Genomic DNA, 23,198 nt, shown 5'->3' on the forward strand with positions numbered 1-23,198 from the left:
TGAGTCCCATTTCTGGAACTCATCTGCGTCTTTCTTGTTTCGGTTTTTCTCTCACCAACACTATTTTTGAAAGAGCCAAAAAAAGATCCGAAAGATTTCGGATCATAGAGGACGGAAGCGCCGATATTCCGTCTTTTTTTGCGTAAAGGATCTTATCGCGGCAGCGTTGCGACCGGCGCTAACAAAACCTTCCCTGTGCCGCGATACACGTTGACCAGTCCTTCGCCGGAAGCGGCAGAACCGATCAGGGACTTGCTGGAACGCTCTACGGTAAATTGCAGCGAATTGCTCCAGGCGATCGCAAAGTTGCTGTCAACCTTCAGCACGTCGTCTTTCAATGTGATTTCCACCAGTTCTTCTTTCGGGCAATCGGATTCAATGCAGAAGACGCCGGACCCGTTCAAGCTCAAATTAAACAAACCTTCGCCGCCCGCTACCGCAGAGGAGAAATTCGAGCGCATGACTGCTTTGTGCTGCAGCCGGGAGTCGCAGGCTAAGAATAAACCATCGTCAAGAACGACGGAGCCGTTCCATTCTGCGGCATCCATCAAGATTAAATGTTTGTAAGTCGGCTCCAGCACCAAGGTGCCGCTGCCGGTGTATTCCGGCTTGATCGCCGATTCGCCGGTTGCCTTGCCGCGGATCGCTTTGCCTAACAGATCGCCGACTCCTTTGACGCCGGTCGTTGCCTTCACATCGCCGACCATCCACTGCATCGCGCCGGCCTGGACGGTGATATCGGCCTGCGCCAGATCGCAAAGTACCTGCCGTTTGCGAACATTCATCTCATTGCAATAATAAGCGGTCATGGCAGAGCCGGGCGTAACGCTGAGATCGCGCAGATATTCGATGACGGTAAATGGGCCGAGCTGATCAAGCGTCCGGACGTCGTCGTTATCCTGAAAATTCTTTATCTGATACATGGGATTCCTCTTCTTTCTTTTTTCAATTATACCATGCGCGAAGTGGAGTCAGGCCGGACTTTTGTTAATTTCAGGTTAAGATTTAGGGTTTCTGGTTTGGGATCCAGAAGAGGCTGACATGGAAATTTTTGTGTGAATTAACGAATTTACGAATCAATGTCCGCATTCCCTGCTTTTTGATTTATAATGAATAGGACTGTGAAATCAGAGAGGACTAGAAAATGGCGATCAAAGCAATCATGTGCGACGTGGATGGAACGTTGCTGAACAGCCAGGGAGTCGTTTCTCCCTATACCATCGAACAAATTAAAAAAATAAAAGCGCAGGGCGTTCTGTTTGGTCTGGCGACGGGCCGGGATGTGCATAGTGTTAAAAATCAACTGGAGCGTTGGGGCATTGACGGACTCGTCGATGCGATTGTCGGTACGGGCGGCGCGGAAATCGCTGACTTTCTGTTGAATGTGGAAAAAAGCAGTTTTCCTTTGGACGGTGACGTTATCTGGCAGGTCATCCAACATTATCAGGATCTGGATGTGAACTTTGCGATTCCCTGGCAGGGGGAATTGTTTGCGCCCAAGGATGACCGGTTCATCCAGCGGCTTTCCCGGGTAGATCATATTCCCTACCATGTGGTCGATTATGATGAATTTCTGAATCAACCCCGGCCGAAGGTCATGATTGTCTGTGATCCGGAAATGATGGAAACGGTCGTTGCCCGCAGTCATACGTTTACCGTTCCGAAAACCAAATCGGCCGGCCTGATCACGGCCAGCGTTTTGTTTGAATACATGGATCCGCGGGTATCGAAAACGCAGGGCTTGAAAGAAGTCATGGCGCTGCATGGTTTCACCATGGAGGAGCTTTGCACCTTCGGCGATGCGGATAACGATTACGACATGACGATCCATGCCGGAATGGGCGTGGTCATGGCCAACGGCAGCGAGAAAACAAAAAGTGCCGCGGATTTTATCACGGCGGATCACGATCACGACGGCGTCGGGAAGTTTATCGCCCAACATCTGTTGGCAGAAAAAAACAGCTAAACACAAAAACAACGGGATTCAAATCCCGTTTATTTTTTATTGCTTTAATAGACGGAAATCTTCTTGTAAGTCTGCATAAAAGTTTATGATACCATGAGAAGATGGCTTAAAATTATGGTTTTCCGCATAGTTCCATTTATTACTTTATATCTCCGATTAAGTCAGTTTTGTAAAGTTGAGCACCATTTTAGCACCACAAATAAGGCAAGAAATAAAAACACAGGACGGTATTATCACACCCGCGAAGGCGATTCAGGATACCCTTGTTCATGCCGCTATCTATGCATTAGAGGTTCATCAGGTCTTGCCAATACAGCTTTTACAATGGATAGAGTGTGGAGGTTATACCTCAAAGGCCCATTAACCTTCGTCACATTTCTAAAAATCATTTGTTTCCGTCTATGAAAGAAAGAGAGATTTTTGCTTGTTGGAAATATCCCAAACTGGAATTCACCAGCGTTTCATATTTTTTTCAAATTTGGTCGTATATGCCTCTTTGAGTTCTTCATCACTGATTCCATAACAAAGAAGGACATCGTTGTAATACATAAGAACATCCGCCATTTCCTCAATCAGATGTCTTCGTAACGCATGATCTTCAAGTGCCTTGACGTCTCCATTTTTTTTAATAATATCTACGACCTCGCCTATTTCACCGATCATCCACAACAATTTGTGTTTTCCCGCTTCAGGGCCAATCGTTTCCCACTTATCTTTATATTTTTCCTGCAATGTCTGCTGCATGAAGAGCATATCCTTAATGCTGAAATCGCTCATAAATTGCCTCCACAAATTTTGCTTTGTCGTTTTGTATGTTTCTATTATAGCACCTACATATAGGGTTTTCTATTTGCGATTTTCAAGGATCACTTTGAAGGCAACTGCCGTGAATTCTCTGATTCCTGAAAAATCAGAGTCAAGGCCCAGACCTCGTCCTGATCGGAAAAGTGATCCGGTTTGAAAAATTGTTCCAGATTTACTGCGCCCTTATTTTCATGGGTGGAAATCTGTTGAATCAGTATGGGGAATTCCCGGCCTTTCGTCCATAACGTTTCTTCACTCAGAACCGCCGTTGATAAGACCGCTGGTTCCGGCATTGAAAAATCGGGATTTTCCACGCGCAGTTCGTCTTTCACACAGACATTATCGCATTGCATAATCAATGTATAGCCTTTCGGCAGTTCGTCGGTATATACGGCGATGCGGCCGCGGAGGCCGGATAAGCTTTGATCGCCGGTCCATTGGGCTTCCCATTGTCCCTGATTCAGCGTATAAACCGTATAATGCAGCGATTGAACGGAGCTGTCCGTTGTAAACTGGAAAATCAGGGGATCTGACGAATAGCCAAATTGTTTGGCAATCGCGGCGTCTTCCTGATTGAAAGCAGCGGCTTTCAGGCTGAGTTCTGATTTTGAACCGGCGGTCTGTTGGCAGCTGCTCAGCAGACTGAGCAGAAGTCCGGCAAGACAAATTATTCTCGTACTTGGTTTCATCCTTTTATCCTCCTTTTATAACGCTTCAGCAAAATGGCTGATCTCTTGGATCGAAACTATATGAACTCGGTTTTTTCGCCCTTTAGATGAATCGGATCATTGAATCGTTGCGTCGTTTTGCTTCTGACTGAATTAAAGCATTTTCCTTACGCTTTTGCAATGAGATTCCAATGGTCAACAGCCTGAAGGAACACCGGATGAATTCCCTAAAAGCGTGGTATAATGAAACAAAGCACGAGGATTGAGGAACAAGAAATGAACAATGAAGAGCGAAGGGAACAATTTGAACGGTTGAAAGTTCAGCTTCAGAACTGCCGGGAATGCCGGCAACAGATCAAGGATGAACCGCGCCCGGTATTTCAGGGAAATCTCGATTCCAAAATATTTCAGATCAGTCAGGCCCCGTCCCGGCGCGTAATGGAAACCGGACTGCCGTTTAATGACGCCAGCGGCAAAAAGCTGAAACAGGAGTGGTATCAGATTACGGATGCGGAATTTTATGATCCCGCGCTGTTTTATATTGCTTCGATCGCCCGGTGTTATCCCGGTAAAGCCAAAGGCAGCGGCGATCTTCGACCGCCGAAGCAATGTGCCGAGCTGTATCTGCGGCGGGAACTGGAACTGGTGCAGCCGCAGCGCATCATTTTGATCGGCAGCTATGCCGCACAGTGGTTCTATCCTGAACTCGCGCTGGAAGAATTAATCTTCCAAACACAGAGCTTCCGGGGGATTCCTGTTTTTACGCTGCCCCACCCTTCTCCATTAAACCGCAAATGGCTGAAGGATCATCCTGACTTTGAGCAGCGGCGGATGCCGGAAATCCGCGCTCAAATTCACGCCGTGATTCGTAAAAGAGGTTGATGACAATGATTTCCCGCTTGATGAAAGTCTGTCCCATCCTGAATCGCAGTAATTTTGAGCGTCAGTATTCTCCTGCATCTTGCAGAAAAACGCTGCGTGTTTAAATCGGAAGTACCTGGAGATCCGGAATTTTCGATCGAACTGCCGGCGGGCTGGAGCTGTGTGTGCGATGCGGATATCCACACCCCGCTGATCAGTGAAATTCCACCGAATTATGGCCTGACACTCAGCGATCCTTCCGGTCAGAACGCGCTCAGGATGATTTATCAATATGGCGTACCCGCATGGACTTTCCCCCTCGTGGATTCTGAAGATCAGCTCGTTGTCTCAAGGCAGGGTGACCGCGGCCGGCTGGCGGTGCTGAAGGAAGGCAAAAGCGTCAGACTGCAGTTGTTGTTCTTTGAAGGTCAAGCCCGGTATTATACCGTAACAGGATCGTTTGACCGGGACTTTTACGATCAGAACGAAACACTGATCCGCCGGGTGGTCACTTCCGTTTCTCTGCGCTGAGCTTGACAGTGGCCCGGCATGGGTACAAATCTGCGGATTGGGGTTGGTTTCAATCTATCTGGAGCCCCATTTCAATCGAACAAGTGACAAACAGCGAGAAGAAATCCGACAGGCCAGCCGTGCCGCGGTCGATTCTGGCATTATGCGATAACGCTTTGTTAAAGTCAGCGGCGGGGAAATTCAGACTGTCAGCGGATAATCAGATCTTTGATCCAGCTACTCAGGAACAGAAATAGCGAAAAAAGAATCCCCCCCCCCCCCGCGAAGCAGGCGTTTGCCGCAGAAGCGTGTTTTCGGCGTCTTCCAAGAAAAGAGAATCCGATTTTTCTACTTCAAATTCAGATTGTGACGAAGCCGACGACGGCATCGTTTGAGTTTTCCATCTTGTAATCATCCCAAGCCTGATTGATGAACAAACGGAGTACAATGGAACCTGACAGACAAACCGGGCGGCTTGAGCCCGAAAAGGAGAAACATGAATAGCACACAAATTGAAAACTGCCGGAAATTCTATGCCATCGCGCAATCCAAATTGGCCGGCGACACCAGCGGACACAGTCTCGATCATATTCTGCGCGTGGTCAACAACGCGGTCTTGATCACCCGCAGCGAAGCGCCCTGCGATCTCTATCTGATCGTCGCCGCAGCGCTGCTTCACGACGTCATCGACGATAAGCTGACGGCGGATCCTCAAAAGGAACATCAGCTTTTGGAAGACCGTCTGGCGGAAATTGATCCGTCGATTCAAAGACCGGTATTCACGATACTTGATCATTTGTCTTTTTCCAAGAATCTGAGCGAAAAGCAGATCTTATCCAAAGAAGGGCAAATCGTCCAGGATGCGGACCGGCTGGATGCGATCGGCGCGATTGGAATTGCCCGGACCTTCTATTATGGCGGCCATGTCGGCAATCCGATGTACGACCCTAAACTGCCGCCGCGCACTCAGATGGACGCTGCCGCTTACCGCAGCGAGCGGAGCACGGTGATCAACCATTTCTATGAAAAACTGCTGCTTCTGGAATCAATGATGAACACGGAAACAGGCCGGCGTCTGGCTCGAAAACGCACGGTGTTTATGGAACAGTACCTCCAGGAATTCTTTGACGAATGGAACAGTCAGGCATAAGCCGCAATTTGGTAAAGAAACAGATAAACACAGGGCAAAGAGAGGAAAAGGTCGGAACGATTTCCGGCCTTGATTCTGGTAATTCAGCTTTGATTGGGAAAGCAAAATTCATTTCAGGCTGGCGGAAGGATAAGAAAGGCGAAGGGGAAAAAACCGAGAATCAGCCAATCTTAAAGCCCATACTGAAAAAAATGCACGCTGAAGAAACGAAAGAACATGCACGGTGAAGAAATGAAAGAAAAGACAAGGCCCCAGTTCGCTGAAGCCTTGTCTTATTGTTGATGGGCCGCCGCTTTATCTTGATACATCGCGTTGTCTGCCCGCCGATAGATGTCCTCGACAGATTGATCGCCGATCTCATAAACAGCCCAGCCGACCGATAAGCCGGTCTCTACGGGCCAGTCGGGCCGGTGTTTTTTATATAGCGCCCGCAGCTGCGTGCAGAGATCGCTCAAGTCTTTTCGCCCGGAGGTGTCCAAAATCAAAGCCGCGAACTCATCTCCTCCAGTCCGATACAGCACCGCCTGGGGTTTGAGACACTCCTGCAGGATTGCAGCGGCTTTCTGGATATACAAATCCCCCTGAATATGCCCCAGCTCATCGTTGACCTGTTTTAAATGATCCAGATCCGCCACAAGAATACCCATTTTTTTAAACTGATGAGAAGCGTTGAGATTGCCGATATCCACTTCAAAAGCATTGCGGTTGCGCATTTGCGTCAGCTGATCCGTTATCGCCAGATCTTTATAATGCGGATTGGAAATGCGGCGGAAAACAAAGAAGGCGATCACCGTGGTCAGGCCGCAGGCAAAGATTAAGGTGAGGGGAATAGAGTTTCGCAGCTGATGATAAATTTCAGCCTGTCTCCCGGCGTCAAATTCGACGCCGACCACACCGATGACCGCATCATCCTGATAGACGGGTGAATAGGCGATGAATATTTTTCCCCAGTCCGTCGCCTTGATGGTATTCGGCAGGATCTCCGTGCCGGCCAGCGCTGTCCGCAGATCCTGTTGAATCTCCGGTTCAATCAGATCGCCGGGATAGCGGAAATCCTCGCTTTCCGGCTCCAGACCATCTAATAAATAGATCAGGGTATCGTTTTCCGTAACGGTCGCCGTATATAAATAACGCACTCCCGTCGCGCTGCGGATATCGCGCAGCAGCTGGGCGGTCTGTTGGTAAAGCGGAGAGGTCATATCGCCCCGGTCATGAATTTCCGTGAAGGTGAGCGGATCCAGCGACGTGTTGGCAAAGCTGACGATGGCATGAACCCGCTCTTTTAATTCTGAAATCATTCCGGCATACGTATACGTGTAACATAAAATAAAAACGACGGAAGAAGACAAAAAAACAACAGCTGCCGTAAGCAGGGAAACCTGAAGATCGACGCGTCTTTTCCATCGCTGCATAAACTCACCTTCAATATGTAAGTTTATTATAACAGAGAACTGAAGACAGGTTGTTAATAATTTTAACAAGATGAGAAAAGAAGGGGAAACTTCGGCTGGTTTTCAGATTTTTCCTGAATGTTTGCGGTTTAACGCGGTCTGCGCCCATTGGCGGCGGACTCGGGAATCGGGAATGTGCAGTTTTTCCCGGTATTTGACGACTGTTCGCCGGCTGATCGGGCAGCCCAGCGTTTTCAGCCGGTCGCTCAGCTGTTGATCGCTCAGCGGCGTGTCAGGCGTTTCTTCGTCGATTAAGTGTTTCAGCTGCCGCAGCACCTGATCCTGGCTTAATTCGTCCTGAATCTTGGCGGAGAAAAAGATGGAGAACGGGTAAAGCTGACCGTTAAATTCCAGACCTTTGCCAGCCAGCGAGCGGGAAACCGTTGAAGGATGCAGCCCCAGCTGACTGGCGATCTGATGGCGGGTCAGGGGCATTAAAGGCCGTCCCTCCATAAAGAATCCTTTCTGGTTCAGACAGATTGCTTCAGTGATCGCCGCCAATGTCTGGTTGCGTTTTTGGATTGCCAGAAGCAGGTTTTTGGCAGCTGTCGTTTTTTGTTTCAAATATTCCTGAACCGATGGATCGTCGATCGGCAGCGGATTGAAAATCAGCTCGCTGAAGCTGTGAGTCAAAGTGATTTTAAACTGTCCGTCTTCGATTTCCACCGCCACCTCGCAAGCCAGCGGAGCGGCCGCGGCGCCCTGACTGCGGCCGGGTTTGGGATCACAGCTGCGGATTGCGGCAATCGCTTCGTTTAGCTGATCCGCCGTGCAATGCAGCGTCTTGCATAAGGCCGCCGTACTGCCCCGTGCCAGTGCTTCCAACTGCCCGGTCAGCCGCCGGGCCAGTTCATTTTCCGGATGCAATTCCATAAGCTGAAGCAGCAGGCATTCGCGCAGATCCTGAGCGAACACCCCGGCGGGCTTCAAGGTTTTCAATAAAGACAAAATCCGGTTCAGCCGTGGTTCGCCGATCTTCAACAAACCGCACAGCTCATCTGTCTTTTCGCGCAGATAACCGTCCTCGTCCAGCAAGCCGATCAACGTTTCGGCGATAACCTGATCCGCCGGTTCCAACAAAACTGCCGCCTGCTGCCGCAGCTGTTGTTTCAGGGAAACCTCGGCCGCGACAAACTGCCCGGCTTTCTCATAAAGATCGCCGCTCTTGACTGGCCGTTGATCACTCCATTCCAGCAGCGGATTGCTCAGCATCTGCTCGTCCAGGTAGGCCGCCAGCGCGTCGGAGCTCATGTGCAGGATGTTCAAAGATTCCAGCATCGCCGGTTTCAGCCGGTGCTGAGGCTGGATCTTCGGCGTTAAGGCAAACGTACTTTTCACGCGGTCTCCCTCCTTTTTTCTTATTGTAGCACAACCGGGACTTGGTGACAGCGCTCTCAAAATTAATTCGCGTTTGATTGACAAAGTCGAATTCCGAACCTATTCTTAAATTGTAATCTTTTTTCAACGAATTATTCCAAGGGGAGAACAGAAGGAGGGGTAATCATGGAAAGTCCGGCGAAGAAAAAAATTCTGGACGCGCTGGCGGAAGCAATCCGCTGTTTCGCCTGGAACGATCTGTCCGGCTTAAGCGCTCAGGGGCTGGCGGAGCGTTTCAGCGTGAGCCGCAATCTTGTTTCGCAATATCTTAACGAAGCCCATGGCGAGGGGACGGTTATTAAAATCAACACGCGTCCGGTCTACTTTTTAAGCAAAGCCGCGCTGTGCGAGCGGACGAAGGCGGAAGATCTGGAACCGGCCTACGATTCGGTGGAGGAGCTTATGCGGGATGTAACGACGCGGAAGGAAAAGATCGTGTCTTTCCGCAAGCTGGTCGGGCATCAGGAAAGTCTGAAGCAATGCGTCGAGCAATGCAAGGCGGCGATCACCTATCCCGGCATCGGCCTGCCGATTCTCCTGCAGGGACAGACCGGCACGGGCAAAAGCTATATCGCGCAGCTGACCTACGAATACAGCGTGGAAAAAGGAATTCTGGACAAGAAGGGCAGCTTCGTCACCGTCAACTGCGCCGAATACGCCAACAATCCGGAGTTGTTTCTGACGAATTTGTTCGGCTATAAGAAAGGCTCTTACACCGGAGCGGAAAAGGATAAGGCAGGGTTACTGGCACTGGCCGACGGGGGCGTGCTGTTTCTCGATGAGATTCATGCCTTGAAACCGGAATGTCAGGAGAAGATCTTTCTGTTTATGGACAAAGGCATCTATCACATGGTCGGCGATAACGAAACGTGGTATTCCGCAAAGGTGCGGCTGATCTTCGCGACGACGGAGGACCCGCAGAAGGTGCTGCTGAAAACACTGCTGCGGCGGATTCCGATTCTCGTTCAGGTGCCTTCGCTCGTCGACCGCTCCCTGCAGGAAAAGCGCGAGCTGGTGCATGAGATCGTGACTCAGGAAAGCGGGAAGATCGCCCGGCAGGTCGTGTTCAGTGAACTGGCCTACCAGACACTGGTCAATCATGCCTATCCCGGCAACGTCGGAGAATTGGTCAATACGATCCGCGCCAGCGTCGCCAAAGCTTATCTGCGCGATCCGGCTGCCGATCCGGTCGAACTGCATCTGTACGATCTGCCCAGCTTCCTGCTTCAAAGCGGAACCGCCAACGGCGAGCTGATGGAATATGACGATGGCAAGATGATCGACACCCGCCAGATGATGAAGCAGAAGTATTTTGAAACAATGCTTTATACCTTCAATAAGGGGCTGATCGAACAATACCGGAACAATCTGCCGATGCCGGAGTTTATTGAAAAAGCCTATATCCTGCTGGAAGGCTACACGGATTATTTATTCTTCAACAATCCTGCAGGCAAAACGCCCAAGGACGATCTGACGGCCAGTCTGGTTGAGAATATCTATCAGATCACGGCGCAGAAATACAATCTGGAAAAGCTGAGCAATTCCGAGGTCGTGACGATGTCGCGCTTCATTCTCGATTTTGCCAGCCACAATGTTTCCTGCCTGCCGCTGGACAAGAAATACCACAGGGAAATACAGGATTGCATCGAGGCGATTCAGCGCCTGTTTCCGATCAATGCCACGGCGATCCACAACGTCGCCCGGCTGATTCAGGACAGTCTGAACATCAAGCTGGAGGGGATCGGATATCTTGATCTGTTGATCTACATGATGTATTTTAACCGCGAGATGGAAACCTCGCAGATTCCGGTGCTGATCATCGCGCACGGTTTCAACATTGCCAGCAGTATCGCCGAGGTCGCCAACCAGCTGCTTCGCCGCAAGATCTTCGACGCCATCGACATGCCGATCGAATGCGGCGTGGACGTGATCATCCGCAAGGTGTCCGACTATCTGAAACACCTAGGGTGCAAGGAAGTGCTGTTGATGGTGGATATGGGATCGCTGGAGGAAATTTACAAGTACACGGAAAATTTAAAGAATGTCGATATCGGCATCATTAACAACGTCACGACCAAGCTGGCGCTGGATATCGGATGTATGATCATGGAGGGGGAAGGGATTGAAACGATTCTGGAGGAAGCGGCCAACCGCAACCAGCACCGTTACCTGATCGTCCGCAACCGCCAGAAGGTCAACGCGATCCTGTCGATCTGCCAGAGCGGCTTCGGCACGGCAGAGAAGATTAAGAAGCTGCTGGAAAAGAGTCTGCCGGCAGGGCAGAACATCCCGGTGCTTTCCTACGAATACGACAGTATCGAGACGATGGGTTCCCAGGCTCCGGTGTTTGACAAATACAACATTCTGTTCGTCGTCGGTACGATGGATCCGAAGATCAAGGGTGTGGAATTCATCTCGCTGGAGGAGCTGATCGAACAGAAGAACATCGAGAAGATCTCCGAGCTGCTTAACGAATTCATGAGCCCGGACGAGATCCAGCAGTTTAACGACAACCTGCTGCGCAACTTCCCGATGGAAAATCTGTTGAACTATCTGACCATTCTCAACCCGGAAATCATTCTCGGCAACGTCGAGACGATTATCCGGTCGATTGAGGCGCAGCTGGGTCTGCGGATTACGAGCAACGTCAAGGTCGGTCTGTACCTGCATATCAGCTGTCTGATCGAACGGCTGATCATCAACAAGACCGTCGCCCCATACGACAAATTGGACGAGCTGCAGCGGGAGCATCAGGACTTCATCGACGTCATCCGCAAGAGCTTCGCCGAGGTGGAACGGATTTACAATGTGTCGATTCCGCTGTCGGAAATTGGCTATTTGTATGAATACATTGCGCTGGGCAGTGTCGAGAAAGAGGAAAATAGTGTCGAAGATGAAACGGGTTACTTTGAATAAAAGCATGAATCACACTGTACAAAAGCTGAAATTTCAGAAAGAATTCCGGAATTTCAGCTTTTTTTCTTCCAAAAAATAGAAATTACGCAAAAAAACTCGAATTGGCATACTAATTGCTTATATTTGAGCGTAAGTAGAGAAGGGAGGACAGCCCGTGAGAAAGATAATTCTGGCTTCTCATGGATCCATGGCCGAAGGGGTGCTCAGCGCCGCCAAAATGATCATGGGCGATTGCGAAGAAATTCAGGCTCTGGGATTGGATCGTTACGAATCCCCGGCCGAGATCGCCCGCCGGATCGAACGGCAGGTCGCAGCCGAGCCGGATTGCGACTTCATGATCTTCTGCGATATTCATGGCGGCAGCGTGCATAATCAGCTGACGGAACTGTGCCGGTATCCGAATGTGTATCTGGTCGGCGGCGTGACGTTGTCGATGATTCTGGAATGCCATCTGAACGTTCAGGACATTCCGACGATGGAACTGTTGGAAAACGCCGTGCAGTCGGCAAAGGACACGATCACCGTGTTGTCGCACAAGCAGGCGGTGGAACAAATTGAAAAGGGAATGGAGGATGATGTTTTATGGTAGAGCTGTGCAGAGTGGATGACCGGATGCTTCATGGACAGGTCGCGGTGACCTGGGTGAATCAGGTCGCGCCGGACGCGATTCTTATCGCCAACGACGAGGCGGCGACCAACGAGATGAGCAAGCTGGCGTTCAAGATGGCCAAACCGGCCGGCGTGAAGCTCGCGATCAAAACGGTGAAGGACGCAGCGGTGCTGCTGAATGATCCGCGCACAAAGAAAACCCGGATTTTCCTGATTGTCAGAACGGTTCAGGACGCCTTGGAACTGGCGAAAGCGACAGGCAATCAGATTACCACCGTCAACATCGGAGGAGTCAAGAAAAAGGAGGGAAGCAGACAGGTAGCAGCGAACGTTCACATGGACGATGCGGACATCGACGCCTTACGGGAATTGAATTCTCTGGTGGACAAAGTTGAAATTCAGATGGTTCCAAGCGAATCAAAGACCGACGTAAAAAAGATTATTTGAGGAGGAAAAACTTATGATGCAAGCAGTTTTGGTAGGATTGACTGTCTTCGCGCTGGAGTTCATTGAAACCTGGTGCTCCTACCCAATGACAACACGCCCATTGATCGTGGGCACAGCGATCGGAATTGTTTTAGGGGATGTCGCGACCGGCGTAACCGTCGGAGCCAGTTTGGAACTGGTCTTCATGGGCGTCATGGCGATCGGCGGCACAGTTCCGCCGGATGCCTGTTCAGGCACCGCCGTTGGCACAGCCTACGCGATTATTTTAGGTCAGGGCGTGGAAACCGCCTTTACTCTGGCGATTCCAGCTTCAATTTTGTGTCAGACTTTGTTCGTACCGTTAGTCGCACTGCGTTCCCTGTGGTCGCCGATGATCGACAAAATGGTAGCCAAGGGCGATTATAAAGGTTTACAGCGTATGATGCCGGTCGTTTCCGCAACGATGTATGTTTTTAAAGCCTTGATCTGCGGCGGTGCGGTGGCGCTCGGTTCCGTTGCGGTCCAGCAGTTTATCGACGTTCTGCCAGCTGTCTTCTTAGATGGTATGGGCGTTGCGGCAGGTATGCTGGCAGCGGTCGGATTCGCGTTGTTGTTAAAGATGATGTGGACCAAAAAGCTGGCGGTTTACTTCTTCGTCGGATTCATTCTCTCGTCGTATCTGGGTCTGCCGCTGATGGCGATCGCGATTCTGGGCATCCTGTACGTCATCGTGCTGTATGTCGAAAGCAGTCACAAACCAACGCAATCATCCGCTGAAGAAGAGGAGGAACTGTTCAATGATTAAGGAAAAATTCAATTTAACTGAAGAAGAAAATAAGATGTGTTTCCAGATCGCGATGCGATCCCATACCATGAGCGCTCCGTATTGCTGGGAAAAAATGCAGGCGCTGGCGTTCTTATACACGATGATCCCGGTTATCAACAAATATTATCCGGAAAAAGAAGACCGGATTGAAGGCTATAAGCGGCATTGGGAACTGTTCAACACGACCCCAAGCGTTTCCGGTTTTATCACCGGTCTGGTCGCTTCGATGGAAAAGCAGGGCGCGGAAGATCCAAACTTTGATAAATCCTCGATCTCCGCGGTGAAGTCTTCCCTGATGGGTCCGTTCGCGGGCATCGGCGATTCGATTTTCCAGAGTACCTGGCGTGTCATCTCGATGGGCGTCGGCTTGAGCTTGGCGGCCGGCGGCAACATTCTTGGACCGATTGTCTTCTTATTAATGTATAACATCCCATCCGCATTCGTCCGTTTCTTAGGTCCGTATGTCGGTTACAGCTTAGGCGCGAAGTTTATGAGCAGCGCCGCGGAAAACGGCATCATGAGCTTTATCACCAAGGCGGCCAGCACGGTCGGCCTGATGACCGTCGGCGCGATGACGGCGACGATGGTTTCCTGCAAAATCGGTTTCGTATTCACGATGGGCGGCGCGGAACAGTCGATCCAGGCAATGCTGGACACGATTTTCCCGAATCTGCTTCCGCTGTTGCTGACGCTGTTCTGCTTCAAACTGCTGAATAAGAAAGTCAACGCAACGCTGCTGATCTTCGGTTTGATGATCTTCGCAATTCTGGGTACCTGGATTGGTATTTTCTAAGCGAAGTCTGTAAAACAACCGGATTTCAAGCTACAATGAAAGAAAGAAGAATAACGATCAGGCAGGGAGTCCTCTGCCTGATCGGATTCTATTCCATTTGAAGGAGGAAAAGAAATGGTGACATTACTGGATTGCATCTATCGTGTACCGTCGGTGATTGAAGGGATCGTCGCACGCCGGGAAGAAACATTTGCGCCGCTGTTGGACGCAGTAAAGGATCGGCTGGGCGAGCTGAACGAAATCATGTTTATCGGTTCCGGCACAAGCAACACCTGTTCGCTGACATCGTACCGTTTTGTTGAAAAAGCAAGCAAGCTGTCAACGTGCACGATGATTCCCAACGAATTCCTGGCAAAAACGGTTTATAACCCGAAGGCGTTGTATGTCTTCGTTTCCCAGTCCGGCACCTCGACGCTGACGCAGCAGGCATTGAAAAAAGTCAAAGCGCTGGGCTGTCTGACGGCAGCGATTACGGAAGCGCCGACGACCCCGCTGGCAAAAGAAGCGGACGTGCATATCGACATGGGCTGCGGCTACGAAGAATACGGTATGCGCACGATTGGTTACTGCGCGAGTATCCTGACGGAAATGCTGATGGGCGTGGCTCTGGGACAGGCGCGCGGCGTTGTCAGCGAGACGGAAGCGGCGGCCTATATGGAAGACGCGCTGGCAGTGACGAAAGACCACAAGGAAATCTGCGACCGGACACTGGCCTGGTTTGATCACAACAAGGAAGCGTTGATGGACGTCGATGCCTTTGTTCTGTATGGCCCGGGCAGTCTGTACGGCGTTGCGATGGAAGGCGCGCTGAAAATTCTCGAGATCGCCAAGCGCTTCATGTGCGTCGGTTATGAAATGGACGACGGTTTGCACGGACCGACGATGGGCTTCACGAAACGGCATGCGGTCATTGTGCTCAATGACGGCGGCAAGGATAACCATCTCGCGATGGGCATTGCGAAATACATGAAAAACGATGTCGGCCATGCGTATGTGATCGGCGCTAATCCGATCGACGCGGACGATTTGGGCTTCACGCCGGCCTCGAAGGACTTCGCGTGCCTGGAATATGCGCCGGTCGTGGAAATCCTCGCTTACCGGCTGGCGGTGGATTACGGCATTGAATTGAAGGACATTAAAACGCAGGATCCGCTCCCGGAGATGAAATACTTCAATACGCACGATGAATAAGCAGAGGAAGAAGCACGGGAACGTGCTTTTTCTCAACCCTCAACGCTTTGCTTTACTGAAAGCGATCTTGTTGATCGCGGTGCCGGTAGCGCTGCAGACGATCATTTCCGTCGGCATCAACATGGTCGACACGCTGATGGTCGGCGCGCTGGGCGAAACGCAGCTGACCGCGGTGTCGCAGGCCAGCCAGCTGTTCTTCATCTTCCAGCTGACGTTGTTCGGAACGACCGGCGGCGCTAACGTGCTGATCGCGCAGTATTGGGGAAAACAGGATGGCGAAGCGATCCGGTCGGTGATCGGCTATACGTTCCGCGTAATGCTGAGCACGGCGGCGGTGCTGGTTGCGATCGCGGCGTTGTTTCCACGCGAGGTCATGACGCTGTTGTCGAACAATCCCGAAGTGATCGCAGTCGGTACACAGTATTTGCGGATCGTCAGCGTGTCCTATCTGTTTTTCGGGATCACGACAGTTCTGGGCAATACGCTGCGGGCTGTCGGCGACGTGAATGTGGCGATGGGTGCGTCGCTGGCGTCGATCGGGGCCAGTGTGATCTTCAACTGGCTTTTCGTATTCGGCAATCTGGGCGTTCCGGCCTGCGGGGTTGTGGGGAGTGCGTTGGCGAACATTCTGGCGCGGATGCTGGAATGCGCCATTCTAATCGTTTATTCGCTTGGGTTTGAGAAAAAGATTCGTTTCCGGTTCAGCTGTATTCTCCATCCACAGAAGATTCTGTGGCCTTCGTTTGTCAAAAACTGCACGCCGGTGGTCGCGAATGAATTGACGTGGGTGCTGGGCAGCTCGGTGCTGACGATGATCTCCGGCCACATGGCTTTCGCGTTTGCGACGGCGTATGCGATCTTCAACGTCGTTGCGCAGATTTCCTGCGCGCTCTCGCAGGGGATTTCCGCAGCCGCCTCGGTCGTCGTCGGCAACTTGATCGGCGAAGGGAAACAGGCCGAGCTGGATCAGCCGATTCGGCTTTTGCAGCGGGTCGGAGCGGCGAGTGGGACGCTGGCCTGTCTGTTTATTCTGGCGATCATTCCGCTGATGCCGAAATTTTACAACATTACGCCGGAAACGTTCGGCGTGCTCGTTCAAATTATGACCGTGGGCGCGTTGATCGAAATCTTCCGCTGTATGGGGTTTGTCAATAATGTCGGGATTCTGCGCGGCGGCGGGGATGCCCGGTTCGTCTTTTTCAACGATGTATTTTATTTATGGGTGTTTTGTATTCCAGTCGGCTGGTGGTGTTCGCAGCAGGCGGGAATTCCGGTGTTCATGACCTTCTTTATCCTGCGGTGCGACGATGTGATCAAGGCGTTTGCCGGGGACTGGCGGATTCATCATTGTCAGTGGATTCATCAGGTGACTCTTCAAGAGCGGACGTCATGATCACGATCAGGAATGAAACGTTTGATCTGAGGAAATCATCAGTTATCTCCGCAGCGGCCGCTGAAAGCGTGGGGAGAATGGTTACTGATTAACGGAAATAAAAAGAGCGTCTTAGTAGAAAACTCGTTCGAGTGTTGCCAAGACGCTTTCTTTTTCAGGAGAAAACGACAGGGATAAGATGTTGGAAATAAGCAAAATGCGAGTCTTGCATTGAATAAATGAGTGATAATCGAAAGCCAGACGCCTGATGACCTTAATCAGGTGATTTGTGTCTTTAATCATGCCATGGAAGACGAGGATGTCAAGGTGTTGATCAGCGTATCTTTTGATTTTGCTAACGTGGTGGAGGAAAAAGAAAATCATGATGAAGTCACAACATGGGTAATCAATTCATAAGATTAAGAGGAATGCGAGGGATTAAAGCATGACTGAGAAATCTTCTTTTTCCGATTCCGCTGAAAAGCTGGCGCTGAACGTCAGCCTGACCAGCCTGATTCTGAATTTACTGCTTTCCATATTCAAGTTGTCTGCCGGAATTGCCGGACATTCGCAGGCGATGATTTCCGATGCCGTTCATTCTGCATCCGATTGCGCAAGCACTGTCGTCGTGATGATCGGCGTGCATTGCGGACATCGCCAGGCAGATGCCAATCATCCGTTTGGCCATGAACGCCTGGAAAGCGCTGCGTCCCTGATCCTGGCCGTCATGTTGGGAATTACGGGGGTCGGCGTTGGGATCAGCGCAATCAGGACACTTTGCCATCCGGCTGATTTACAAGTTCCGGGCCGGGCAGCACTGATGATGGCGGTGGTCTCGATTCTGGTCAAGGAAGGCCAATACTGGTGGACACGCTGGGCTGCGCTCACGGTGGATTCCGATGCTCTGATGGCAGACGCGTGGCATCATCGCTCCGATGCCTTGTCGTCGCTGGGGGCGCTGCTCGGCATCGGCGGTGCGCGGAAGGGCTGGCTGTGGATGGATCCCGCCGTGGGGCTGATCATTTGCGCCCTGATTCTGGCAGTGGCTGTAAAACTGTTCTGGCAGTCGCTGAATAAGATGATTGACCAGTCCTGTGATACGCAAGCGCTGCACGCAATCGCCGAGGTGATCGTCAGGCAGCCCGGCGTGATGACGATTGATACGCTTCGCACCCGGATTTTTGGAAATCGGATTTATGTCGAACTGGAGATCGGCGTCGACGCCCACCTGCCGTTAGTCAAAGCTCACGCGATCGCTGAAAATGTGCATCAGGCGGTAGAGGAAACATTCCCGCGAGTGAAGCACTGCGCTATTCATGTCAATCCGGTCCGGAAAGAATAGAAAATCTGTGTCTTTCAATCTGTTTCTTTCAATTTGCTCAATTCTAAACGGAACTCCGGCCGCTGCCCGAATCAGGCTTCCGGTCAGGGTCTGATTTTCTCCGCTGATCGCCGACGGCTTGTTTTTGCCGGTCAGCTGTGTTTTAATTACAGTCAGATCAAACAAAACGATCAGAAATTTGAAGGGGGATACTTAATGAAACGATGGACATGTTTGTTGGCGCTGTTGCTTGCGACGTCCGGCTGCACGGCGCAGCCGACGCCGACGCCGAGCAGTGAGCCGACGATGGAAACCGCAGGCTTGACGCAAACCGCCGATCAGCTGGCGGAGATGTTAGTCAGTCAGCTGGGCGCCACAAGCGTTCAATATGCGCTGATGGATGGGGATACGATCCTCGTCTCGGGTCAGCGGGGCGTGTTTGCCAAGGGCTCCGATCAGGCGTTAAGCGCGGACGATCAATATGCGATCGGTTCCGTGTCGAAGATGTTTACGGCCGCAGCCGTCATGAAGCTGCAGGAAGAGGGCAAGCTGAAACTTGATCAGCCGGTCGCGGAGCTGCTTCCGGAATTCACGATGGCGGACGAGCGTTATTCTGAGATCACCGTGCGGATGCTGCTGAACCACAGCGCGGGCCTGCCGGGTTCAACCTTTGACGAGGGTTTTGTGTTCGCACCGAGCACGACCGCTCACGATACATTCCTGGAAACCTTGAAAACGATGCGGCTGCAGGCGGATCCGGGCGCATATTCTGTGTATTCCAACGATTGTTATGTGCTGGCGGAGCTGGTTGTGGAAAAGGTCAGCGGTCAGGATTTTACCAGCTATCTCCGCTCGCAGTTTTTAGAACCGTTGGACATGGGCCGGACGCAGACGCCGGTGGAAAACGTCGATTTCAGCGCGATGCCGAAAGTCTATTCCGCAAGTCAGCCGGAACGGGAGATTCCGGCGGATATCGTGTCGGTGATCGGTACCGGCGGCCTCTTCTCCACCGCGGAGGATTTATGTCGCTGGGGTCAGGCGTTCATGCCGGGTTCCCCGGTGCTCAACGCGGATTCTTTAAGCGCGATGAGTGAAAACGAAGCCGCAAAAGGGATCTGGCCAAGCGAGGAAGCCAACAGTCTGGATTATGGCTTAGGCTGGGACAGCGTCGCGTTGGCCCCGTTTGCCCAGGGCGGCATCCAGGCGCTGACCAAGGGCGGCGATACGATGTATTCGCACGCCAATTTCACAGTCATTCCGGAATATGGCCTGACCTGCGTCGTTCTGAGCTCGGGCGGACTGAGCTCGTATAATCAGATGATGGCCGCAACGCTATTGGAACAGGCGCTGCTGGAAAAAGGCGCGATCAGCGAAGCGCTGCCGCGTTATCAGCTGCCGTCGGTGCCGGAAACAATTCCGGCGATTCCGGATGGAGTCAAGGACTATGCCGGATTGTACGCAGATTCCACCTCGCTGTATCGGATCGACTTCACCGACGAGGGTATGCTCAACTTCACGATGGAACAGGTGCCGGATACCCCGACGCCGCTGACGCATGTCGGGGATGGCAAGTTCCTGCTGCCTTCGCCAACGACCAACCAGCTGTTCAGCTTCGAGGAAAACAGCGGACACACCTATCTGAAAGTCGAAGCCGTGACGGAAATTCCGGGTTTGGGCTACACGGCGGCAACGGTGTACTACGCCATGAAGGTGGAAGAAAATCCGTTATCCGATGCCGTAAAATCCGCCTGGCAGCAGCGCAGCGGAAAGCTCTACTTCCTGTTGAGCGAGAGTGCCCAATCACAGATTTATGAAATGATTCTGCCGGTCGCTCCGGCGCCGCTAAGCACATTTGCACAAGGCTATGTCAACGCTCATAAAATCATGGATGAAAACCGAGCCGAAGCTTTCGTTCAGATTCCAGGCAGCGGCAGCCGCGATCAGTTTGATTACCAGTTCTTCACGAAAGACGGCGTCGAATATCTGCAGGCAGGCGGCGATCTGTACGTCAGCGAAGAAGCGGCGGATCTTCTTGAAGATGGTATGACCGTCACGATCGGCGAAGCCAGCAATACCCTATGGCTGTTTATTCCCGCATTGCAGGAAGGCAAGACGCTGACGGTGACCTCCGAATCCGACGGAGTCTTCATGTACAATTCTTCGATGATCTGCCAGTATAACCGCGTCACTGACGGCGATCAGACGCTGACGCTGCCGGAGGGAGGTTATTTGGGACTGGCCGGCGATCCGCAGACAACCTTTACGATCACGATCTCCGATTAGCGTCGTCTGGTTTCAATTTCCCATGGGGAAAAACAGAGAATCTTCTCAGACTGCCGGTGTGAAAACACGCCGGCAGTTTTTCACATTGAAGCAAAGATGGAATCCCGTTCCATCAGAAATTCCAGCTTTCTTCCACATCGACAGGAATAGTGCGCAGAACGCAGGAAACCATGGTAAAATAATCATAATGACAGCCGGATTTCGCAAGGTGCCGGCTGGCTGAGGCCAGACCTCTGGAAAGGAAAACTTATGAGTTATATTAAAAACATGAATCCGGAAACCAGTTTAAAATTAGCCGATCAGGTCGCTGTGCTGCCGGGGCAGATCGTCAGTAAGACGCTGGCCCAGAACGACGCGGTCAGCCTGACGCTGTTTGCGTTTGATCAGGGCGAGGAAATCAGTACGCATGAATCCGAAGGCGACGCGCTGGTCCTGGTGCTGGAAGGCATCGGCCGCTTTACGATCGCAGGTCATGTCCATTTCTGCAAGGCTGGAGAAACGATCATCATGCCGGCGGGCAAGCCGCATGCCGTCTATGCCGAGATGGCGTTTAAAATGCTGCTGACAGTGGTTTTTCCATAATTTCCTGAGCCGCAGACATCGCTGCATTTTGGCAAAGCGGCCGGAGGCGGGAATCAGCGCGCCACGTTCGTTAGGCAAAAGTCCGGCAAGGGCTCATTAAGAAAGGTCAGGGAAAAAGGATGAATAATTTTATTTATGATATTCCGACAAAAGTCTATTTCGGACAAGGTCAGATCGTTCATCTGCCAGAACTGATTCAGACCTGCGGTACGCGGGTGCTGTTGGTTTATGGCGGGGGCAGCGTGAAAAAAACGGGATTGTACGATACGATTACAAACTTGTTGAAAGAAAATGGGATCGCGTGGCAGGAACTGTCCGGCGTGCAGGCCAATCCGAAAATCGGATCGGTGCGCGAAGGCGTCCGGTTGGTCCGCGAACATCAGCTGGATTGCGTGCTGGCGGTCGGCGGGGGCAGCACATTGGATTGTTCGAAAGCCATCTGTGCCGGCGCAGCATACGAGGGAGATCCCTGGGAGCTGGTGCTCGACCGCACGAAGGTGAAGGAATGCCTGCCGTTGATCACCGTGCTGACGATGGCGGCGACCGGTTCGGAAATGGACAACATTGCGGTGATTTCCAATCCGGAAACCCACGACAAGCGCGGTTTCAGCAGCTATGGCATGTATCCGCGCTTCAGTATTCTCGATCCGACCTATACCTATACCGTTCCCCAGGGTCAGACCGCGGCGGGGACGGCGGACATCATGTCGCACATTATGGAATCTTATTTTGATCAGGTCCGCGATGCTTCCGTGCAGGACGGCTTGTCGGAAGCCTTGTTAAAAACCTGTATTCAGTCGGGGCCGGCGGCGCTGGCCCGGCCGGACGATTACGCCGCCCGCGCCAATCTGATGTGGGCGGCCTCGCTGGCGATCAACGGTCTGAATTCGCTGGGGAAAAACAGAGCCTGGACATGTCATCCGCTTGAGCATGTATTGAGCGCCTATTATGACATCACCCACGGCGTTGGTCTGGCAATCATAACGCCGCGCTGGATGAAGCATGTGCTTAACGAACAGACCGTCGACGTCTTCGCCCGGTTTGCGCTGAATGTTTGGGGCGTCGATCCGCAGCTGGACTGCTGGACAGCGGCTCAGCAGGGGATAGATAGATTGTCGGCGTTCTTTGCTTCCATGGGGCTGCCGATGACGCTGCGCGAGGTCGGCATTGACGAAAGCCGGCTGGAAGAAATGGCGGATCAGGCGGCGAAAAATGATTTCAGCCGCGCCTTTGTGCCGTTAACCCGCGAGGATATTCTGGAAATCTATCGTGCCTGTCTGTAAGCTGTTCAAATTTTATGATATAGTTAACAAAGTAAAGTCGAGGGAAAGTCATGAATAAAATCATTCAGTTTGTCCTGATTCTCGCCGTCGGTCTGATCCTGTACTTCCTGTTGAACCGGATGATGCAGAAGCTGATGGTCGAGCTGTCGGAAATTTTGTATAAGGAGGTCAATCCGGAGAAATATCTCGAGGTCCTCAACAGTTGGAAAGGGAAGATGTTCTTTTCGAAAAAAAACCGTTCGCTGATGGCGATCGACGCACTGTTGATGCAGAATGAAACGGCGAAGATCGAGGAGATTTTCGAACAGCTGGACGCCGTTAAAATGAATCCGGCCAACAAGCTGGGGTTAGCGCAGAAGGAAGTGTCCTTTTATATTGATACCCGGCAGTTCGATAAAGCCCTGAAGGCGTATGACACCTTGAAGGCCATCGCCGCGAAATTCAACAATTCGCAGGTGGAAAGTATCCTCAAGGAATGTACCTTTTTAGTTGAAATTTATATTCATCACAACACGGAGATTCTGGACGAGCTGCTGGATCTGGCGTCGAAAATGACCAATCCGTTTTATCAGGGAATTTTCCTGTACCGTGCGGCGAAGCTCTACTATTATAAGAATGATGAAGAAAACTGCCGCAAGATGCTGAAGGAAGCTATGGAAAAATTGAAGGGCACAGCCTGGGAAGTGATGATCAGGCAAATGCTCGAGGAAAATCTGGCGCTGGTAGCCGAACGATAGCTATCAAGAAAACAAAAAAGGAATTCCCGGGACTTATAAGGGAATTCCTTTTATGATTGCAGCCGTATTAAG

General features: G+C 51.5%; 22 protein-coding genes. 17 read left to right on the top strand and 5 right to left on the bottom strand.

Features of this window, described 5'->3' with window-relative positions:
- Positions 1-152: 152 nt before the first annotated feature.
- Complete coding sequence (locus I2D94_RS07580; RefSeq protein ID WP_195396187.1) at positions 153-923, bottom strand: AIM24 family protein; 771 nt, start codon at positions 921-923, stop codon at positions 153-155.
- A 221-nt stretch (positions 924-1,144) separates the two neighbouring features.
- Here I2D94_RS07580 and I2D94_RS07585 point away from each other — a divergent pair, with 221 nt between their 5' ends.
- Positions 1,145-1,966 carry an HAD family hydrolase gene (locus I2D94_RS07585; RefSeq protein WP_195396188.1) on the top strand — a complete coding sequence of 274 codons (822 nt, stop codon included), beginning with the start codon at positions 1,145-1,147 and terminating at the stop codon, positions 1,964-1,966.
- Positions 1,967-2,416: 450 nt separating this feature from the next.
- On the opposite strand, the gene I2D94_RS07590 is transcribed toward I2D94_RS07585, so the two are convergent.
- Together I2D94_RS07590 and I2D94_RS07595 are read right to left on the bottom strand one after the other, a co-directional pair.
- Positions 2,417-2,743, bottom strand: a complete 327-nt coding sequence (locus tag I2D94_RS07590; protein ID WP_072683886.1) for a MazG nucleotide pyrophosphohydrolase domain-containing protein — start codon at positions 2,741-2,743, stop codon at positions 2,417-2,419.
- Positions 2,744-2,832: 89 nt separating this feature from the next.
- Positions 2,833-3,459 (bottom strand): hypothetical protein, encoded by a 627-nt coding sequence (locus I2D94_RS07595; RefSeq protein ID WP_195396189.1) that lies wholly within the window; start codon positions 3,457-3,459, stop codon positions 2,833-2,835.
- 255 nt (positions 3,460-3,714) lie between these two features.
- On the opposite strand from I2D94_RS07595, the gene I2D94_RS07600 reads away from it, so the two are divergent.
- The 4 genes from I2D94_RS07600 (at position 3,715) to I2D94_RS07615 (ending at position 6,186) form a co-directional block, all read left to right on the top strand.
- Positions 3,715-4,320, top strand: coding sequence for a uracil-DNA glycosylase family protein (locus tag I2D94_RS07600; RefSeq protein ID WP_195396190.1), 606 nt, complete (start codon positions 3,715-3,717; stop codon positions 4,318-4,320).
- Positions 4,321-4,416: 96 nt separating this feature from the next.
- On the top strand, positions 4,417-4,830 hold the full coding sequence (locus I2D94_RS07605; protein WP_195396191.1) for a hypothetical protein: 414 nt from the start codon (positions 4,417-4,419) through the stop codon (positions 4,828-4,830).
- Positions 4,831-5,305: 475 nt separating this feature from the next.
- Complete coding sequence (locus I2D94_RS07610; protein ID WP_195396192.1) at positions 5,306-5,959, top strand: HD domain-containing protein; 654 nt, start codon at positions 5,306-5,308, stop codon at positions 5,957-5,959.
- The gene (locus I2D94_RS07615) at positions 5,941-6,186 is read left to right on the top strand and encodes a hypothetical protein (RefSeq protein WP_195396193.1); all 246 of its coding nucleotides are present in this window, start codon (positions 5,941-5,943) and stop codon (positions 6,184-6,186) included. Before I2D94_RS07610 ends, I2D94_RS07615 begins: the two co-directional genes overlap by 19 nt.
- Positions 6,187-6,231: 45 nt before the next feature.
- Here I2D94_RS07615 and I2D94_RS07620 read toward each other — a convergent pair whose 3' ends face one another.
- On the bottom strand, positions 6,232-7,371 hold the full coding sequence (locus I2D94_RS07620; RefSeq protein ID WP_195396194.1) for a GGDEF domain-containing protein: 1,140 nt from the start codon (positions 7,369-7,371) through the stop codon (positions 6,232-6,234).
- Between the two features lie 102 nt (positions 7,372-7,473).
- Entirely contained in the window at positions 7,474-8,748 is a 1,275-nt protein-coding gene (gene rpoN, locus I2D94_RS07625; RefSeq protein ID WP_195396195.1) for an RNA polymerase factor sigma-54, read from the bottom strand.
- Between the two features lie 165 nt (positions 8,749-8,913).
- Between rpoN and I2D94_RS07630 the strand changes: the two genes are divergently transcribed.
- The 12 genes from I2D94_RS07630 (at position 8,914) to I2D94_RS07685 (ending at position 23,126) form a co-directional block, all read left to right on the top strand.
- Entirely contained in the window at positions 8,914-11,703 is a 2,790-nt protein-coding gene (locus I2D94_RS07630; protein WP_195396196.1) for a sigma 54-interacting transcriptional regulator, read from the top strand.
- 154 nt (positions 11,704-11,857) lie between these two features.
- The gene (locus I2D94_RS07635; protein WP_195396197.1) at positions 11,858-12,292 is read left to right on the top strand and encodes a PTS sugar transporter subunit IIA; all 435 of its coding nucleotides are present in this window, start codon (positions 11,858-11,860) and stop codon (positions 12,290-12,292) included.
- Positions 12,286-12,759: a PTS sugar transporter subunit IIB gene (locus tag I2D94_RS07640; RefSeq protein WP_117895431.1), complete on the top strand. Its 474-nt coding sequence runs from the start codon at positions 12,286-12,288 to the stop codon at positions 12,757-12,759. Before I2D94_RS07635 ends, I2D94_RS07640 begins: the two co-directional genes overlap by 7 nt.
- Positions 12,760-12,772: 13 nt before the next feature.
- Positions 12,773-13,543: a PTS sugar transporter subunit IIC gene (locus tag I2D94_RS07645; protein WP_006059472.1), complete on the top strand. Its 771-nt coding sequence runs from the start codon at positions 12,773-12,775 to the stop codon at positions 13,541-13,543.
- Entirely contained in the window at positions 13,536-14,357 is an 822-nt protein-coding gene (locus tag I2D94_RS07650) for a PTS system mannose/fructose/sorbose family transporter subunit IID (protein WP_195396198.1), read from the top strand. The genes I2D94_RS07645 and I2D94_RS07650 overlap by 8 nt, the downstream gene beginning before the upstream one ends.
- Positions 14,358-14,471: 114 nt before the next feature.
- Positions 14,472-15,548: an SIS domain-containing protein gene (locus I2D94_RS07655; RefSeq protein WP_195396199.1), complete on the top strand. Its 1,077-nt coding sequence runs from the start codon at positions 14,472-14,474 to the stop codon at positions 15,546-15,548.
- Positions 15,549-15,570: 22 nt separating this feature from the next.
- Positions 15,571-16,941: an MATE family efflux transporter gene (locus tag I2D94_RS07660; RefSeq protein ID WP_195396200.1), complete on the top strand. Its 1,371-nt coding sequence runs from the start codon at positions 15,571-15,573 to the stop codon at positions 16,939-16,941.
- A 424-nt stretch (positions 16,942-17,365) separates the two neighbouring features.
- Positions 17,366-18,262 carry a cation diffusion facilitator family transporter gene (locus I2D94_RS07665; RefSeq protein ID WP_195396201.1) on the top strand — a complete coding sequence of 299 codons (897 nt, stop codon included), beginning with the start codon at positions 17,366-17,368 and terminating at the stop codon, positions 18,260-18,262.
- A gap of 195 nt (positions 18,263-18,457) precedes the next feature.
- On the top strand, positions 18,458-20,524 hold the full coding sequence (locus I2D94_RS07670; RefSeq protein WP_195396202.1) for a serine hydrolase: 2,067 nt from the start codon (positions 18,458-18,460) through the stop codon (positions 20,522-20,524).
- 249 nt (positions 20,525-20,773) lie between these two features.
- A complete protein-coding gene (locus I2D94_RS07675) occupies positions 20,774-21,106 on the top strand; it encodes a cupin domain-containing protein (protein WP_195396203.1) in 333 nt (110 codons plus the stop codon).
- Between the two features lie 119 nt (positions 21,107-21,225).
- Positions 21,226-22,389, top strand: a complete 1,164-nt coding sequence (locus tag I2D94_RS07680; RefSeq protein WP_195396204.1) for an iron-containing alcohol dehydrogenase — start codon at positions 21,226-21,228, stop codon at positions 22,387-22,389.
- 50 nt (positions 22,390-22,439) lie between these two features.
- A complete protein-coding gene (locus I2D94_RS07685; protein ID WP_072683866.1) occupies positions 22,440-23,126 on the top strand; it encodes a hypothetical protein in 687 nt (228 codons plus the stop codon).
- Positions 23,127-23,198 lie beyond the last annotated feature (72 nt).

The organism is Holdemania sp. 1001302B_160321_E10, from assembly GCF_015552275.1.
Classification (GTDB): Bacteria; Bacillota_I; Bacilli_A; order Erysipelotrichales; family Erysipelotrichaceae; genus Holdemania.

Excerpts from the sequence above, each read along its gene's own strand:
- I2D94_RS07580 (WP_195396187.1), bottom strand. The coding sequence starts at position 923 with ATGTATCAGATAAAGAATTTTCAGGATAACGACGACGTCCGGACGCTT.
- I2D94_RS07585 (WP_195396188.1), top strand. The coding sequence starts at position 1,145 with ATGGCGATCAAAGCAATCATGTGCGACGTGGATGGAACGTTGCTGAAC.
- I2D94_RS07590 (WP_072683886.1), bottom strand. The coding sequence starts at position 2,743 with ATGAGCGATTTCAGCATTAAGGATATGCTCTTCATGCAGCAGACATTG.
- I2D94_RS07595 (WP_195396189.1), bottom strand. The coding sequence starts at position 3,459 with ATGAAACCAAGTACGAGAATAATTTGTCTTGCCGGACTTCTGCTCAGT.
- I2D94_RS07600 (WP_195396190.1), top strand. The coding sequence starts at position 3,715 with ATGAACAATGAAGAGCGAAGGGAACAATTTGAACGGTTGAAAGTTCAG.
- I2D94_RS07610 (WP_195396192.1), top strand. The coding sequence starts at position 5,306 with ATGAATAGCACACAAATTGAAAACTGCCGGAAATTCTATGCCATCGCG.
- I2D94_RS07615 (WP_195396193.1), top strand. The coding sequence starts at position 5,941 with ATGGAACAGTCAGGCATAAGCCGCAATTTGGTAAAGAAACAGATAAAC.
- I2D94_RS07620 (WP_195396194.1), bottom strand. The coding sequence starts at position 7,371 with ATGCAGCGATGGAAAAGACGCGTCGATCTTCAGGTTTCCCTGCTTACG.
- I2D94_RS07630 (WP_195396196.1), top strand. The coding sequence starts at position 8,914 with ATGGAAAGTCCGGCGAAGAAAAAAATTCTGGACGCGCTGGCGGAAGCA.
- I2D94_RS07640 (WP_117895431.1), top strand. The coding sequence starts at position 12,286 with ATGGTAGAGCTGTGCAGAGTGGATGACCGGATGCTTCATGGACAGGTC.
- I2D94_RS07645 (WP_006059472.1), top strand. The coding sequence starts at position 12,773 with ATGATGCAAGCAGTTTTGGTAGGATTGACTGTCTTCGCGCTGGAGTTC.
- I2D94_RS07650 (WP_195396198.1), top strand. The coding sequence starts at position 13,536 with ATGATTAAGGAAAAATTCAATTTAACTGAAGAAGAAAATAAGATGTGT.
- I2D94_RS07655 (WP_195396199.1), top strand. The coding sequence starts at position 14,472 with ATGGTGACATTACTGGATTGCATCTATCGTGTACCGTCGGTGATTGAA.
- I2D94_RS07665 (WP_195396201.1), top strand. The coding sequence starts at position 17,366 with ATGACTGAGAAATCTTCTTTTTCCGATTCCGCTGAAAAGCTGGCGCTG.
- I2D94_RS07670 (WP_195396202.1), top strand. The coding sequence starts at position 18,458 with ATGAAACGATGGACATGTTTGTTGGCGCTGTTGCTTGCGACGTCCGGC.
- I2D94_RS07675 (WP_195396203.1), top strand. The coding sequence starts at position 20,774 with ATGAGTTATATTAAAAACATGAATCCGGAAACCAGTTTAAAATTAGCC.
- I2D94_RS07680 (WP_195396204.1), top strand. The coding sequence starts at position 21,226 with ATGAATAATTTTATTTATGATATTCCGACAAAAGTCTATTTCGGACAA.
- I2D94_RS07685 (WP_072683866.1), top strand. The coding sequence starts at position 22,440 with ATGAATAAAATCATTCAGTTTGTCCTGATTCTCGCCGTCGGTCTGATC.